We start from the raw sequence: 16,205 nt of genomic DNA, 5'->3' as shown, positions 1-16,205 counted from the left end.
CCGCCAGTGAAACAGGAAAAAGGGACAAAGAGAAGCCTTCAAATAAAAAACCCCGTTTTCCGTAAAGGAAACGGGGTTGGAAAACTGTTGGAACAAGCCTTACTTGTTGAGCTTGGGCTTGCCGCCGCTGCGCCGGACGGAGCCGAAGCGCTTCTGGAACTTGTCGATGCGGCCTTCGGTGTCCACGAACTGGTTCTTGCCGGTGAAGAACGGGTGGGAATCGGAGGTGATACCGCAGGAAACCACGAAATGTTCAACCCCGTCAATAACTTCCGTCTTGGGGGAACGAACGGTGGAATGGGTGATGAAGCGGCGTCCGGTGGTGATGTCAACGAAGACGACCGGATTATACTGGGGATGAATGTCTTTCTTCATGGTGATGTATTGCGTTTCCGACGCAAGGGGAGCACCAGTATAGGCGCGTTTTATTGCATGTCAAGCATCCCCGTATAAAAATGCGGAAGTCTGTGAATGACGGTGGATGGACTTGCCCGGAGAGCCGTTATGGGGATGATGAAACGGAAAATGGAGCAGGTGCTGAAGAGACCCCCCTGGTGGGCGTGGTTTTCCCTGATGGGACTGGAGATTCCTTCTGCAGCCATTGCGTGGGCTTTTGCCGTCAGCCAGTCCCATCTGGTGGTGGTCTCCTCTCCCTGGCTGTACCAGTTTCTATTTGTGGCCGTCTGGTGTGTCAACATGCTGGACCGGGTCATGAAGGTATTCCGTGGAGGCCCCGCGGTATACTCTGATGAATGCCTGCTGTTTGCCAAAAAACACTGCTTCATCATCTCCCTGCTCATTGTGGTGGCCGCCATCACGGGTCTGTGGATCATGTTCTTCCAGTTGGGTGTGGTCATCTTCCAATTCGCCCTGCTGCCGGGAATATGCAGCCTGCTGTTCCTGTACTTCTCCACCAATCCGCATAAAAAGGGAATCCTGTCTTCCGCGTTCGTCATGGGAGCGTTCTTTGCCTCCGTCTCCTTTGCCACCGGAGCCGGAATCCCGGCCTACTTTTACGGCACCATGGGCGGAGGGTGGAGCGGCCAGTTATCCACCCCCACCTGGTATCTGGTGGCCCTGGTTATGCTGAGCATGTTCAGCCGGAGGCGGTGGATAGAAGAAGATGATGAAGAGGCGCAGGAATCCGCCGCCCGCGACATGGTATCCCTGGTCTGGATGGGAGTGATTGTCATTTACGTGGTTTTCTGCCTTGCCGCTGCGGCGCGGGAATACACCGGTGATGCGTGGATTTACTACGGGCTGGCCATGGCGGGAGTATTCATGTTCGTGCTGGACAGGTTGAAGAGGAACATGCCTCCTCTCCTGCTGTACACCCTCTCCTGGGTGGCGCTGATCTTTCCGCTGGTGCTGAGCGGCATTCTGGCGCAGGCTTCTTCCTGATTGACTGGAAAGGACTTCCTGCTGCCGGACACGGCAAAACGCAGGAAAATTGAAAAAATGATATTTTGTGGTTGCAATACCGGAGCTGTGGTGCTAGATTCTGCCCCGCAAACACGTTCTGCGTGCAAGCAAGTGGCTCGGTAGCTCAGTCGGTAGAGCAGGGGATTGAAAATCCCCGTGTCGGCGGTTCGATCCCGTCCCGAGCCACCATTTTTTTCTCCCAATTTTTTAATCCCCCCCTTTTATACGGGAAGTAGCTCAGCCTGGTGGAGCGCCTGCTTTGGGAGCAGGATGTCGCAGGTTCGAATCCTGTCTTCCCGACCATTCTCTTTAATGATGTTAGTGAATGATGGAGCTCTTTTAGTTAAAGAGAACAGCTATCAAAAATGAGGTGTTGCTATTCCTAATTCTACCGCTAACTGATTGGTTTTTTTTAAATATTGAAGAGATTAAATGAATTGAGAACAGGGGGATTTCTTCAATAAAAGAAATATGTAATATTTTAAAAATTATGAATTGATTTTTTCATAAGATAAGATATGATTTGATGTAATAAATAAAAATAATTCACATTAATGAGAAATTTTTTGGAACTTATAGATATCTGGGTACAAGATTATTTTAAATCTTCAACTAGCAGCCCAATAACAAATCATCCTATCGGTGATTTAGTACGTTCAAAGATACCAGAGCAAATGAAGGAATCTCTTCCTGTGGTTTATAGAAATTTTATTTTTCTTGGAAGTATTGGTCAAGGAAGATGGGCAGATATTCCTTGGGTTGCAATACTAAACCCTATAGCAACAAAAAGTCCCCAAGATGGTATTTATGTTGTTTACTTGTTAGATTCTCAAACAAAAAAATTATATTTATCTCTCAATCAAGGTGTAACTTCTTTTGAAGATAAAAATAAATCCCAAAAACTTTTCCGACGTTCGAATGCTTTACGTGAATTATTAACTCAAAAAGAACTAGTAGGTTTGAGAAATGAACCTCTATCTTTAGCTATTAGATCTAGCTCAAAAAAGCCTAATTATTATGCTAATGCGTCAATAACAGCAAAAGAATATAGCTTGCAAGAGATTAATAATCTAAAAGATGAAGATTTTTTACAGGATTTAATTAGATTTCTTCGACTATATGACAAGTTGTTAATTGAAATGGCTGATAATAACATCTCTTATAGATCTGGCAGTGTGGTTAGTGATGAAGAAGTAGAAGCCTACTCTGAAACAGCACCTCAATCAATGATTGAAAACTTAAAGTTTAGAATGCATATTTCTCGAGAAAGAAATGCTAAAATTAGTAACTGGATAAAGCAACAAAGAGGGTATATATGTGAAGTTTGTGGAATAAAACTAGAGGAATATTATGGAAATATCGGCAAAGACTACATAGAAGCACACCATCTTAAACCTGTGGCAGAAAGAAAGAATTCTAGTGTAGAAGTTACAAAAGAAGATTTTGTTGTGTTGTGCCCTAACTGTCATAGAATGATACATAAATCCCCCGAGTTTATATACAATTTTGAGAAATTCAAAAAAAATTATATTCATCATTAGTAGTTATCCATCTTTCAGAATGAGAATAAATTTTGTTAGTGATTAACTCGATATAAATAGAATTATTGATTTAATGTATTATAGGAAAATGAATTATAAATATCAAGTGTGTAAGATTCTCTGCTTTTTAGCTTGAGATTCGAGAGTTGCAGGGCAGAGTGGGTGCATGAGTGAGAATCGGCAGAAGGCGACAGGCTTTTCCTGGCTGGCAGGGTTGAGATGGTCGTTTGCCGGGTATGTGATAGGGACGCTTCTTGCGGCGGGGGCAGGGGCGCTGGATTTTCCCATGCTGGCGCGGGTTATGCTTTTGGCGGCGGCGGTTTGTTTTGTCGTGTCTCTTGTTTGTGCGGGTGCGTGCATACGGAGCAGCAAAGCGGCCCGGTGGTACCTGCTTCTTGTACTCGTGATGATGTTGGTTGCGGTTCTGTTCGGGAGCGGTAGCAATTAATTGGTCATTTGTATATCTTTTGATTGACCGGGCGTGATCGTATGTATACTTTCCCGGCATGACCCTTCGATTTTTGTCGAGTCTCTCTCTTGCGGCCGGCATGGCCGTGGTCGCCCAGGCGAACACCCAGCCATATCCGGATTCCGATTCCTCAGACGGTTATGATACCGGCTATTATGCAGAAGCCTATTCCGGAGGGTACAATAGCGCTCCGGCTCCGGTAGGGGATTCCGCCTCCAAGCCCGTTTTCCCCACGCAGTCCTATTTTGAGCTGCTCGGCCCCATGGATTCCAGAAACGGACATGGGAGTGTGGATATTCAGAATTGGATGACGGACCTGAATCTGTGCCGGATGTCCAGCGGTTCCTGGGGCTTTTCCGCCACGACGGCCCTTCGTTTGAGCTGGTTCAACGGAAAGGGAGCGGATGTGATGGATGTGGACCGCCTGTACACGGTCTGGCTGAATGTGAATGCCTCCTACAAGCTTAGTGGGAAAACGCGCCTGGTTTTCGGCATAACGCCGCAGATTTCCACGGACTTCGATACATGGACAAGCCATAATATCTTTTTCGGCGGCCATGCTCTCCTTGCCGGTCCTCTGAATGATCGGTTCAGCTACGGCATCGGCATCGGGTGTTATCCGCAGCTGGGGGATTACCCTCTCCTGCCTCTTATCCAGTTCAAGTGGCAGGCAACGCGCAACTGGACCCTTCAGCTGGAAGGCGCCCGCCTTTCCTATACCAGCAAGGTCAGCGACGGTCTGACGTGGGGGCCTTTCGTTTCCGTGGTGTCCGGCACCTGGACGATTCACCATGACCGCCGCGTCCGCCAGTTTGAGTGGATTTCCGGCGTGGCCGGCATAGGAGCGGACATAGGGCTGGGCCGTTGGGGGAGCGTGCGCCCCCGCATCGTGACGGATGTTGGCTTTTCCTTCGGGAACTCCGGCACCATCAAGACCAGCAACGGGAGCCATGAACTGGAGAAGTACCATTACGATCCCGGTTTTTACCTTCGGGCGGGATTGCAGTTTGATTTTTGATCGGGCAACAGGATTAGCGAATAAATGACAAAGGCCTCCGGAGCATTCAACGCTCCGGAGGCCTTTTTGCGGGGATGCTGCTTGAGACCGGGCGGGGATTATGCCTCTTCAATGGAGGGGCGCCCCACGGAGTGGTATTCAAAGCCCATGGCTTTGATATTGGCCGGAGAAAGGATGTTCCTTCCGTCAAAGATGATGCGGTTGCGCATGACGTCCGCCAGTTTCTGGAGGTCCGCATTGGCGTATTCGCTCCATTCCGTGGCGATGATCAGCACTTCCGCATCCCGGGCGCATTCATACATGTCTTCCACCAGCGTGACGCCCAGCGGTTCCAGGATGGGTGCGGCGGTATGCATGGCCTTGGGGTCCGTGGCGGTGACCACGGCTCCCTCCTTGCGGAGTTTTTCACAGAGTTTCAGGGCAATGGATTCCCGGATGTCGTCCGTGTTCTGCTTGAACGCCAGGCCCCAGACGGCAATTTTTTTATCCTTGAGCACCCAGAGGCGCTCCCGTATCTGGTCCAGGAAGTGGACGTGCTGGGTGTTATTGATGTGTTCCACTTCCTCCAGCAGGGTGAAGGGGATGCCCAGCGTGCGGCTGATGTTGATGAAGGCCTTGACGTCTTTCGGGAAGCAGGAGCCTCCGTATCCCAGCCCCGCGTTGAGGAAGTGGCGTGAGATGCGCTTGTCCATGCCGATGCCTTCCGCCACCAGCCCCACGTCCGCGCCCGTTTTTTCACAGACCTTGGCGACGGCGTTGATGTAGGAGATTTTCAGGGCCAGGAAGGAGTTGGCCGCATGCTTGATGAGTTCCGCGGAGCTGACGTCCGTTTCCAGAATGGGGGCCAGAATGGGCTGGTAAACGCGCTTGATGACGTTCATGGCGCGTTCCGAGTTGGCGCCGATGACGATGCGGTCCGGGTGCAGCAGGTCGTCCACCGCGCAGCCTTCCCTCAGGAATTCCGGGTTGGAGACGATGTCAAATTCCACGCCGGGGCCTGCATAGCGCTTGATGGTCTGGCGCACTTTCTCCCCGGTTTTAACCGGAACGGTGGATTTGTCCACAATGACCTTGTAGCCCATTTCCGGTTTCAGCACCTGGGCGATTTCCCGCGCCACTTTTTCAATGTAGGTCAGGTCTACGGAGCCGTCCGTATTGGGAGGGGTGGGCACGGCAATGAAGATGACTTCACTTTCCGCGATGGAATCAGCAATGGAGGGGGAAAATTCCAGGCGTCCCACGGCCACGTTTTTTTTCACGAGTTCTTCCAGCTTGGGCTCGTAAATGGGAATGGACCCGGATTGGAGTGTGCGTATTTTTTCCGCGTTATTGTCCACACAGATGACGTGGTGGCCCATTTCCGCAAAACAGGTGCCCGTGGTAAGTCCCACGTAGCCACTGCCGATGATCGTTAAATTCATGGTGTCAGTGCAAATATATGGTAAAAACTTGGTTGATTTAAAGGATAAGGGCTGCGGGGCTGATGTTCAAGCATAATGGGGAAGAGGATTTTTTCTGTCAAAATAAAAAGTTCCTGATTGAGCGCCTCTCTTCCGTGTGCTATAACCACGACCAGACAGAAAAGATCTGTTTATTTTTAATTTGAACGTTATGAAAACACCTATCACCGTTACCGTTACAGGAGCCGCTGGCCAAATCGCCTATTCCCTGCTGTTCCGTATTGCTTCCGGCAGCATGCTGGGACCGGACCAGCCGATCAACCTGCGCCTGCTGGAAATTCCCCCGGCCATGAATGCTTTGGAAGGGGTGGTAATGGAACTGCGTGATGCTGCGTTCCCGCTGGTCAATGAAATCGTTCCCACTTCAGATCCGGATGAAGCCTTTGCCGGCGCAGACTGGTGCCTCCTGGTAGGCTCCGTTCCCCGCAAGGCCGGTATGGAACGCAAGGATCTGCTGGACATCAACGGCAAGGTGTTCATCGGCCAGGGCCAGGCCATCGCCCGCAGCGCCGCCAAGGACGTGCGCGTGCTGGTTGTAGGCAACCCCTGCAATACGAATGCCCTGATCGCCATGCACAACGCGAGCGGCGTTCCCGCCGACCGTTTCTTCGCCATGACCCGCCTGGATGAAAACCGCGCCAAGAGCCAGCTTGCCGAAAAGGCCGGCGTCCATGTGACGGAAGTGACCAACATGACCATCTGGGGCAACCACTCCTCCACCCAGTATCCGGACTTCACCAACGCCAAGATCGGCGGCAAGCCCGTGACGGAAGTCATCAAGGATACGGAATGGCTCAAGGGTGATTTCATCACCACCGTGCAGCAGCGCGGCGCCGCCATCATCAAGGCCCGCGGCGCTTCCTCCGCCGCTTCCGCCGCCTCCGCCGCCGTGGACACCGTCCGCAGCCTGGCTACCCAGACCCCGGAAGGCGACTGGTACTCCGTGGCCGTCTGTTCCGATGGCTCCTATGGCATTGAAAAGGGCCTTATCTGCTCCTTCCCGGTCCGCACCACCAAGGACGGCGGCTGGGAAATCGTGCAGGGCCTCCCGATCGACGCGTTCTCCCAGGAAAAGATTGACGCCACCGTCAATGAACTGAAGGAAGAACGTGACGCCGTTTCCTCTCTGTTGAAGCATTAAAGTTGATTTGCTCTTGCGCCGGGCTTCCCTTTTCCGGGAAGCCCGGTTTTTTTGTGCCCGGGAACCTCCGTAAGCCTCATTTTCTGCGGGACAGAAGTTTCCCGCCATGTTAAGAAGAAAGATGGACGCAGCGTCCGTTTATTTATGGATCAAGACCGTATATTATACCGGGGGGAGGCTTTTACGCTGACCGGGAATTCCGTGCGCCAGGATGCCGCGCACTGGGTGGAGGTGCAGCCGGACGGGCAGGTGAAGACGATGAAAAACGGACGTTATTCAGAATGGCGCATCCTGCCGGAGGCCGGAAACGCCCCGCATTACCGGGGAAGCTTTGAAGTGCTTAACAAGGCTTACAGCCTGGCGTTGAATGAGGCCTCCTCCCTGCTCAACGGGGAGGGGACGTTCCGTACAGGAGCCAATTGGCCCACCGTGTGGACGCGGGATATTTCCTATGCCACCCACCTGGGGCTGGGACTGTGGAACGTTCATGCCTGCATGAAGAGCCTGAATGCACGGGTGCGGAACGGGGAGGTGGAGCAGGATACGGGAACGGGAGGTTCCTGGCCCATTTCTTCAGACCGCGTGGTGTGGGGAATGGCCGCGTGGGAGGTTTACTGCCTGACTGGGGATGCCGGCTGGTTGTCCCGCTCCTGCCGCGTGCTGGAAAAAACGTGCCGGAGGGATGAGGAGGTGCTTGCGGCCACGGGAGGCCTGATGAAGGGTGAGTCTTCCTTCCTGGACTGGCGGGAACAGAGTTATCCCGCGTGGATGACTTCCGCGGACATCGGGGATTCATGCAGTCTTTCCACCATGGTTCTCCATGTGGAGGCCCGGAGGGGGCTGGCCCGCATGTTCCGGGAGCTGGGTCGGGAAGAGAAGGCGCGGGAGTGGGAGGAAAAAAGTGCGGGTCTTTCCGCCGTGATTGAGCGGTTTTTCCGGATTCCGGAGCATGCCCTGTACGGGCAGTACCTGTATGGGCGCGGGTATCCCGTGTTGTCGGAAAAGGTGGATTCCCTGGGTAATTTGCTTTGCGTCCTTCTGGGGCAGGCGCATGGTTCCCATGCCGCCGGAATGGTGGCCGTCCTCCCCCACTGCGTTTACGGCATTCCCTGTTTCCATCCCCAGATGCCGGACGGGGTTCCCCCTTACCATAACCGCGCCATGTGGCCGTTTCTGGAAGGGTATTATGCGCAGGCCGCCGCCGCGGTGGAGAATGAGGCCGCCCTGTCCCTGGCGTTCGCCTGCATGGTGCGCGCCGCCCTCCTGTGCGGCACGAACAAGGAGAATATTCTTCTGGAAACGGGGCTGGATGAAGGCCTGCTGCTCAGTTCGGACAGCCAGCTCTGGAGCATTGCCGGAATGCTGGGCAGTTTTTACAAGGGGCTGTTCGGCATCCGGCTCCTGCCGGATTCCCTGGAATTCCGCCCCTGCGTCCCCGCGTCCTTTGAGGGAGTCCATGAATTGTCCGGGCTGGAATACCGCGGCATGACGGTGGACGTCCGCCTGAGGGGCAGCGGACACCGGGTAGCGCGCTGCCTGGTTAACGGGCGGGAGGGGCGCCCGGCGCTTTCCGCAGACATGAAGGGCCGTGTGCTGGTAGAGCTGGAGCTGGTTCCCGGAGAGGAAGGGGAGGGGCGGGTGAACCTGGCCCACATGGGCGGCAGCCTGGCGGCTCCGGAATGGAAGGCCGGCCGCCACGGCATTGCGTGGGAGGCCGTGAATGGAGCGGATTACTACCGCGTTTACAGGAACGGCATTCCGGTGTCCCAGACGGAGCATTGCCATTATATGCCTTCTCCCAGCCGGGGGGACGTGTATTTCCAGGTGATGGCGGTTGCGCTGGACGGCAGGGAGTCCTACCTTAATGAACCCAATGATTATCCTTCCGCGGATTCCCGCATGGAGACGCGCCCCTGCGGGCTGAGCGGAGATGAGGTCTGGTTCTCCCGCGTTACGGAGTCTCCGGATGCCCTGTGCTATAATGTGAACATAGACCGGCCCGGCGTGTACCGGGTGGACGCCTTTTTTGCCAACGGCACGTATGACGTTTCAGACGGTAACACCTGCGCCCTGCGCAGCCTGTACCTGAACGGGCGGCGCGCCGGCACGCTGGCTTTCCCCCATACGTCCCGCTCCGGGAACTGGGAGTATTTCATTTATTCCACGGCGGTGGAGGTGGTGATGACGCCGGGCCCCTGCCGCGTGGAGGTGGTGTACGACGCTTTTTCCGAGAATATGAACCGCCTGGTGAACGATATGGTGATAAAACACCTGCGCTTTACCCGTATATCCTGACATTGGTTCATGGATCTTATGTCAAAACGCTTTTTTGTCTTGTTGCTGGCCATGGGGGCCGGCATGTGGAATGCTCCTGCGCAGGAGAAGGAGGGGGCGGCCGCTTCACAGCCTCCGGCCTCCGTTCCTGCGGAGGGGGCGGATTTTACCCGCCTGCCCGTGAGCTGGACGGTGAATCCCGGTGATGCCGCCACAGCCCGCGCCGCTTGGAAGACGCTGGAAGCCTTTCATCAGGGCAAGCCCAGGTCCTCCAGAAAATTGCACGTGGTTTATGTAACGTTCAAGGACAGGCCGGCGCTGGACGGGTACCGGGAACGGTATGACCACATCCTGAAGAACATCCAGGCTTATTATGCGGACCAGATGCGGGCCAATGGTTTTCCCCCGCTTACTTTCCAGCTTGACCTGGATGACCGGGGAAAGCTGGTCATTCATGATGCCTATGTGGATAAGCCCATGAGCGAGATGAATGTGCAGAGTTCCGGCCCCGTCTCCCGTGAAGCCGCCAAGAAGGTGCTGGCGTCCAAGGGAATCGACATGGAAAAGGAGCACGTGCTGATCGTGTGCCAGCTTCCGGATGGCGTGGGGCCTTATTACGGCGGCGGCTTCAGCCACCAGGGAACGGGCTGGACCTGTGACCAGGAAGGTTTGGACCCCGCCAGTTTTCTGGATACGGAGATGATGCAGGGCGGCCGCTTCAAGGTGACCAAGGGAAAGAACGCTACCATTTACATCGGCGGCACGGCCCATGAACTGGGGCACTCCTTCGGCCTTCCCCATACGGGCAACGGCTGGGATTACCCTAATGCGGGGGATTCCCTGATGGGCCACGGCAATTCCTCATACGGGAATGAGCTGCGTCATGAGGGGAAGGGCGCTTACCTGGCGCCTACGGACGCCCTGAAGCTGGCCAGCGTGCCGCTGTTCAACGGGGTGGAGACGGAGCTTCCTGCTGACGCCTCCTACGGGCGCATGATCGGCAAATACGTTCCGGGTTCTTATGAACGGCTGGAAGCTATTCCGGTCAAGGACGGCCTGCGGCTGAAGGGGCGGGTGCGCCTGACGCGGCCCGCTTACGGCATCGTGGTTCATCTGGACCCTCCCGGCGGTTCGGATTATGATTCCAATGCCGTGGGGGCTTCCCTGAATGAAAAGGGAGAGTTTGACCTCACCATCTGCCGGCCCGGCTATAAGGGCGGCTTTATTGAGATGCGGGTGGCGGTATTGAACTGTGACAGCACCCGCAGCATGATTACGCTGCCCGTGTGGATGGATGCGCAGGGCGCCAAGGCTCCGTCCCTGGCCCAGGCCGTTTACTTCGGAGACGTTCAGAACCTGTGGATACGCGGTAATATGAAGGAGGCCGGAAAAGCCCTGGCGGAAGTGGAGCGCAAGCATGGCTCCCGTCCGGAGGTGAAGGAATGGCTCCCCATCTGGAAGCGTGCCCTGGAGCGCCAGGACCCCTCCCTGGAGGCCACCCCTGCCCAGATTCCGGCAGAGACCGCAAGCGTCAGCCTGAATGACTGCAAGCCCTCCGTGGCGCAGGTGGGCTGGGCCGTCCCCCTGTGGGACGCCCTCTTCCCGTCCGACCTGGGGCCCGTGCCCTTTTTCCGGACGATCGGAAAACCGGACCATTTCATCCTGGCGCATGCCCCGGCCGTCTTTTCCTATGACCTGGATGGCCGCTGGAAGGAATTCCGCGCTGATGTGGGGCTGCCCTTCGGCTCCCGCGGCAGCGTCAGGTTCAGCGTTTATCTGGACGGTAAAAAGCTGGTTGAATCCCCTGTTCTCAAGGACGGTTCCTCCATTCCCGTGAAGGCGGCGGTGGAGGGCGGCAAGAAGCTGGAAATCCGCGTAGATGACGCCGGAGACGGCAATAGCGCTGACTGGGGCATCATTGCCAACGGAGTTCTGACCCGGTAAATTTCTGCTCCACTGGCGGAGAAATATGACATTAGGCTTGTCTTTTGTCCTTTCTCATAGTGTTCTGTGGACTAGCCATGATTGGGATGAATGCAAAGCTATGGGGTGCGGCGGCTCTGATTGCCGGAGCTCCCCTGTTTGCAGAAACGCCCGCAGAGCAGTCCCCCGTTCCCCCACCCGCCAAAACCGGGGAAGAGAAACCCCGGGAGGAGATGGTGGGAAATCTGCTTTCCGGCACTCTCATGCCGCAGATTCCATCCAATATCTCCATCACCAATGACGGCCCCATCAGGGTGGAAAAATCCAGGAAGGTCATTTTTGAAGGTCCGCGCGTGCACATGGTCGCGGATACGGGAGTGGAAGTGTTTGCGGATTACGCCCAGGCGGACCTGGACCAGAACAAGGTCTTTCTGAAAGGAAACCTGGCCATTTACCAGAGTGACAGCAGGACGCGGACCAACAGCCTGATACGCGCCAATACCGCGGAATTCGACTGGAAGAACGAGGTGCTTCTCACGGATGCCATCAAGGCTAAAATGGAAGGCCTGATCCTGCGCAGCGGGAAGTTTGAATCCCGGAAGGACGCCGCGGGCAATACCTATCTGGAAGCCCTGGACGCATCCGTTACGGCGGAGGACGTCAGCGATCCCCTCACCTGGATTTCCGCGGACAGGATACGCGTTTATCCGGAAGACAGGTTTTCCTTCAAGAACCTGACCCTGTATTACGGGGGCGTTCCCTTCTTTTACTTCCCCTACCTCAGCCATTCCCTGAACCCGGAGGTGGGCTACCTCCCGCTGCCCGGCATGCGGTCCATCTGGGGGCCTTACCTCCTGAATGAATACGGGTTCCTGCTGGGTAAAAAATGGTCGGACAACGGCATGCCTTCCGCGGATTACCTGGGCACCCTGCATCTGGATTACCGTACCCGGCGCGGCTTTGCCTACGGGCTGGACATTCGTGACGTGCTGCTGGAAAAGGATTGTCCGGACATGACGGGGCTGTCCTTTTACAAGACCCGTGACAAGGGGGTGAAGATTAACGCCGGGGACGATGAATCCCGGGAAGGGCTGGACCCGGACCGCTGGCGGTTCGCGCTCCAGCAAATGTGGTCCCACCGGGTAAACGGACGCACGGACTGGAGGCTGAAGGCCAACGTCAACATGCTGAGCGACGAGTACATGCTCCGTGACTTCTATCCGGAAATCTACCAGCGCAATTCTTCCCCGGACAATACGGTGCTTCTCTCCCGCACGGATGACACCAATGATTTTTCCCTGCTGCAGCGTTTTGTTCCCAACAACTTTTACATGGCGGACCAGAGGACGGAGTTCAGTTATGAACGCATCAAGTCCCCCGTCTTCCGTTCCCCCGTCATGTATGAAAGCCGCACCAGCTTCGCCTTCCTCAAGCAATATGTCCCCCCCTTCATGAGGACGGAAATCCGGGACATGCTGGATGACCTGGAGCCCGGAACCACCTCCTATGATTACTGGGCCCGCATGTTGATGACGGACAGTTTCAGCCGGTTCCACTCCTACCATGAGCTTTCCGCTTCCCAGAAAATCATGGGCTTCCTGAACGTGACGCCCAAGCTGGGCGGGGGCTACACGGGGTATTACGGCGTGGATGACTACAAGCCGCTCAACCAGGGGATTTTTTATGCGGGCACGGACGCGGATTTCAAATTTTCCCGCCGTTATTCCTCTGTGTACAGTGATTCCATGGGGCTGAACGGCATGAACCACATCGTGCAGCCCCACTTTACGCTGGCGTACGTAAAGACCAACCGCCTGAATGAGCTTTACCCCCAGATAGACGGAGACACCCCCACCACCAATCCGACGTCCCTGAGCCTGGGACGGTACACGGAAATTGATTCCCTGCCCACGGGGCTGGTATTCCGTTACGGTCTGCGCAACATGCTGATGACCAGCCGTGACGCCAACTCCCACCGTTGGTTCTCCTGGGACGTGTTCATGGATGCGTACCTGTATGACCCGGTTAACCAGCGGGATTTTTCCAACCTCTTTTCCTTCATGCGCTGGAATCCCGTCCCGTGGATGGAATACCGGTCGGAAATGCAGGCCCCCATCCTGGGCAAGGATAAGATTTCCGGCTGCCATGAATATAACAACTCCCTGCGCTTCATGCCGTGGCGTTCCACGGAAATCGTGGTGGGGCACCGTTATCTGAACCAGCACTCTCTGCTGGAAGACAGCAGCCAGCTGGATTTGCGCCTCCTCCAGCGCTTTTCGGAAGCCTGGGCATTCAGCGGCAAGTGGCGTTTCTCCCTGCTGGACGGCAAACTGGACATTCAGGAATACAACGTATACCATAACATGGGGTCCTGGTATCTGGGCGTGGGCGCGTTCGTGCGCAAGAACGGTAATAAAAATGAATTCGGCCTGGGCATCAGCTTCACGATCCAGCAGACCGGAGACTATATGCCGGTCAAGTTCCTCTGATTTCCGTAAGAGGGTGTTTTTCCCGTACTGAAGCGCCCCAAGCCGCTGAGGCGCTTCTCCCTGTGTGCCGGGCAGGAAGCAGCTTTTTCCGCAGGAGGGATGCCGCCGCTCTTGTGCCGGAACCTTGGCTTGCATTCCGGAGGGGAAAGAAGGAAGATGCGACGATATGGGACCAACCATGGCGGATGCCATCACGGGAGCGTCGTACGGCGCCGGGTATCCGCAGGAAGCCCTGCACCATTAAGCCTTATAACAAAGATGAACGCTCAGGAATTAATCAAGACGCTGGAATGGCGTTACGCCACCAAGATATTCAACCCGGACCGCCGCATTCCGGCGGATGACTGGGAGGCCCTCCTGGAAGCCCTGCATTTAAGCCCTTCCTCCCTTGGGCTTCAAATGTGGAAGTTCCTTGACGTGCAGGATCCCGCTGTGCGGGCCGAGCTCCGCAAGGCGTCCTGGAACCAGTCCCAGGTTACGGATGCCTCCCACCTAGTGGTCTTCTGCGCCCGCAGGGATTTCAAGCCGGAAGACGTACAGCGTTATCTGGAACGCATCGTGGAAGTGCGCGGCGTTACCATGGAATCCCTGGACCAGTACCGCGCCCGCATTTTTGAACTGGTGAACTCCAAGTCTCCGGAGGTGCTGAAAGCCTGGCTTGAACGGCAGGTATACATCGCCCTGGGCTTCATGATGAGCAGCGCCGCTGATCTCCGGGTGGATACCTGCGCGCTGGAGGGGATGGACCCCGCGGCTTATGACCGCATTCTGAAGCTGGAGGGCACCCCGTATTACGCGCTCTGCGCCCTGGCCCTGGGTTACCGGGATGAAGAGGCGGACAAGTACGCCCGCCTGGCAAAGGTCCGCTTTGACCGGGACGAGGTCATTCCGGTTATCTGACGGAATCTTCCTGGCCCCCCGCATCAAGCAGTCTGCGCATGTCTTCCGGCAGAGGCGCTTCCGCAGTGAACATCTGTTCATCAAAGGGGAACCCCAGCCGGCAGGCGTGCAGCGCATGGCGCGGCAGAATGAGTTTTTCTTCCAGCTCCCAGCTCCAGCCGTGCTGGATGTAGTCCAGGTAGCATTCCTCGGAAGGGCCGTAAATCTTGTCTCCCAGGATGGGGTGGCCCAGGTGCGCCAGATGCACGCGTATCTGGTGCATGCGCCCCGTCTCCGGGATGCAACGGACCAGCGCCAGCGGCCCGTGGGAAGTACTCCATGCCTGTTCCACCCGGAAAACGGTGCAGCATTCCTTCCCGGCAGGGTGTACCGCCTGCTTCACCCAGATGCGGCTTTCCGCCACGTCTCCCTGCCTCAGAACAGGGGCGGTGCAGGTGGTCTCCGTCCATTCCGGCCATCCCCGGACAATGGCCAGGTATTCCTTGTGCATCAGGCGCCGCTGCATGGCCCTGCCCAGTTGGCGCGCCGCCGCCTTGTTCTTGGCGACCAGCGTCAGGCCGCTGGTTTCCCGGTCCAGCCTGTTGACCAGGGAAAGCGCGGCTCCATTGGTGATTTCATAGCTGAGCAGGGCTTCCACGCCTTCCAGCAGGTTGGGTTCCTTCTTCCCGTTGGAGGGATGGACGATGAGGGGGGCCCCCTTGTCCACTACGATCCAGTCCCCGGACTCCGCCGCCACCTCAAAGTGGGGAAAGCAGGCAATCGGAGCGTCGGAAATGGGTATCCACATGGCGCGGGGTGGGGCTTACAGCGCGTCCGGGCGGATGGGCGTCCATTCCCCCGGCTCCAGGTTTAGCTCGTCCAGGCGCAGGGAGCCGATGGAAATGCGGCACAGGGAAGCCACGGGAGCGCCCATGGCCGCCAGCATGCGGCGCGCCTGGTGGTACTTCCCTTCCGTCAGCGTCAGCCGGGCGCGGCGCGGTTCCAGGATTTCCAGGGCGGCAGGGGCGCAGGGACGGTCCTCCCCGGCCAGCGTGAAGGCGCCGGAGGCAAACAGCTCCACAGCCTCCGCCGGAATATCCTCTTCCGTAACGGCTTCATAAACCTTGGGAACATGGTGTTTGGGAGATGTCATCCGGTGAATGAACTTCCCGTCATCCGTGATGAGAAGCAGGCCGGACGTTTCCTTGTCCAGCCGCCCTACGGAAGAAACTGCGGGATTCCTGTGCCTCCACTGGAAGGGCAGCAGGTCATAAATCACGTCCCCCTCCTCGCTGTCATGGCTGCATGTGTATCCCAGCGGCTTGTAAAGGGCCGCATACAGGCCGTCCGGAAATTCCACCGGGGCCCCGTCCAGCAGAATGCCGTCCGGCTGCACCTTGTCCGTGGGGGCGGTGCATGGTTCCCCCTTGAAGGTGATGGAGTGGCGTTTGATCCAGCCCGGCGCCTCCCGCCTGGAACAGTACCCGTAGCGGGATAAAAGAGCATCCAGTCTCATACGGCGTATTTTTTCCTAACGGGAACAAAAAACAAGGTTGAAGTATGCCTCCCCTGCTGATAGCATTAAACTA

General features: G+C 56.2%; 12 protein-coding genes and 2 tRNA genes. 10 read left to right on the top strand and 4 right to left on the bottom strand.

The annotated features are described in order from the left end of the window. Nucleotides 1-99: 99 nt before the first annotated feature. Nucleotides 100-375 carry a type B 50S ribosomal protein L31 gene (locus CXU21_RS05145; RefSeq protein WP_102714660.1) on the bottom strand — a complete coding sequence of 92 codons (276 nt, stop codon included), beginning with the start codon at nucleotides 373-375 and terminating at the stop codon, nucleotides 100-102. 135 nt (nucleotides 376-510) lie between these two features. Here CXU21_RS05145 and CXU21_RS05140 point away from each other — a divergent pair, with 135 nt between their 5' ends. From CXU21_RS05140 to CXU21_RS05115, 5 genes are all read left to right on the top strand, one after another. Then, nucleotides 511-1,401, top strand: a complete 891-nt coding sequence (locus CXU21_RS05140) for a hypothetical protein (protein ID WP_146016738.1) — start codon at nucleotides 511-513, stop codon at nucleotides 1,399-1,401. 134 nt (nucleotides 1,402-1,535) lie between these two features. Beyond that, nucleotides 1,536-1,611: transfer RNA gene (locus CXU21_RS05135), tRNA-Phe, on the top strand. Nucleotides 1,612-1,648: 37 nt separating this feature from the next. Then, nucleotides 1,649-1,725, top strand: a tRNA-Pro gene (locus CXU21_RS05130). Between the two features lie 251 nt (nucleotides 1,726-1,976). Beyond that, nucleotides 1,977-2,963, top strand: a complete 987-nt coding sequence (locus tag CXU21_RS05125) for an MrcB family domain-containing protein (protein WP_102725285.1) — start codon at nucleotides 1,977-1,979, stop codon at nucleotides 2,961-2,963. A 506-nt stretch (nucleotides 2,964-3,469) separates the two neighbouring features. Continuing rightward, entirely contained in the window at nucleotides 3,470-4,450 is a 981-nt protein-coding gene (locus CXU21_RS05115) for an Amuc_1434 family mucin 2-degrading aspartic protease (protein WP_146016964.1), read from the top strand. Between the two features lie 98 nt (nucleotides 4,451-4,548). On the opposite strand, the gene CXU21_RS05110 is transcribed toward CXU21_RS05115, so the two are convergent. Then, entirely contained in the window at nucleotides 4,549-5,871 is a 1,323-nt protein-coding gene (locus CXU21_RS05110; RefSeq protein ID WP_102725283.1) for a UDP-glucose dehydrogenase family protein, read from the bottom strand. A 190-nt stretch (nucleotides 5,872-6,061) separates the two neighbouring features. Between CXU21_RS05110 and CXU21_RS05105 the strand changes: the two genes are divergently transcribed. From CXU21_RS05105 to CXU21_RS05085, 5 genes are all read left to right on the top strand, one after another. Further along, a complete protein-coding gene (locus CXU21_RS05105) occupies nucleotides 6,062-7,051 on the top strand; it encodes a malate dehydrogenase (RefSeq protein WP_102725282.1) in 990 nt (329 codons plus the stop codon). Nucleotides 7,052-7,195: 144 nt separating this feature from the next. Then, entirely contained in the window at nucleotides 7,196-9,346 is a 2,151-nt protein-coding gene (locus CXU21_RS05100; protein WP_146016963.1) for a hypothetical protein, read from the top strand. 18 nt (nucleotides 9,347-9,364) lie between these two features. After that, on the top strand, nucleotides 9,365-11,269 hold the full coding sequence (locus CXU21_RS05095; protein ID WP_180972658.1) for an NPCBM/NEW2 domain-containing protein: 1,905 nt from the start codon (nucleotides 9,365-9,367) through the stop codon (nucleotides 11,267-11,269). Nucleotides 11,270-11,355: 86 nt separating this feature from the next. Beyond that, complete coding sequence (locus CXU21_RS05090) at nucleotides 11,356-13,737, top strand: LPS-assembly protein LptD (RefSeq protein ID WP_102714640.1); 2,382 nt, start codon at nucleotides 11,356-11,358, stop codon at nucleotides 13,735-13,737. A 258-nt stretch (nucleotides 13,738-13,995) separates the two neighbouring features. Further along, nucleotides 13,996-14,637 (top strand): NAD(P)H-dependent oxidoreductase, encoded by a 642-nt coding sequence (locus tag CXU21_RS05085; RefSeq protein WP_102714636.1) that lies wholly within the window; start codon nucleotides 13,996-13,998, stop codon nucleotides 14,635-14,637. On the opposite strand, the gene CXU21_RS05080 is transcribed toward CXU21_RS05085, so the two are convergent. Both CXU21_RS05080 and CXU21_RS05075 read right to left on the bottom strand, forming a co-directional pair. Then, complete coding sequence (locus CXU21_RS05080; protein WP_102725279.1) at nucleotides 14,630-15,424, bottom strand: RluA family pseudouridine synthase; 795 nt, start codon at nucleotides 15,422-15,424, stop codon at nucleotides 14,630-14,632. The two genes, CXU21_RS05085 and CXU21_RS05080, sit on opposite strands and share 8 nt — an antisense overlap. Nucleotides 15,425-15,439: 15 nt before the next feature. Next, nucleotides 15,440-16,132, bottom strand: a complete 693-nt coding sequence (locus CXU21_RS05075) for a pseudouridine synthase (protein ID WP_102725278.1) — start codon at nucleotides 16,130-16,132, stop codon at nucleotides 15,440-15,442. Nucleotides 16,133-16,205: the final 73 nt, after the last annotated feature.

The organism is Akkermansia muciniphila (genome assembly GCF_002884975.1).
In the GTDB taxonomy this organism is placed as follows: Bacteria; Verrucomicrobiota; Verrucomicrobiia; order Verrucomicrobiales; family Akkermansiaceae; genus Akkermansia; species Akkermansia muciniphila_C.
This window is presented reverse-complemented; position numbering and strand designations above follow the sequence as displayed.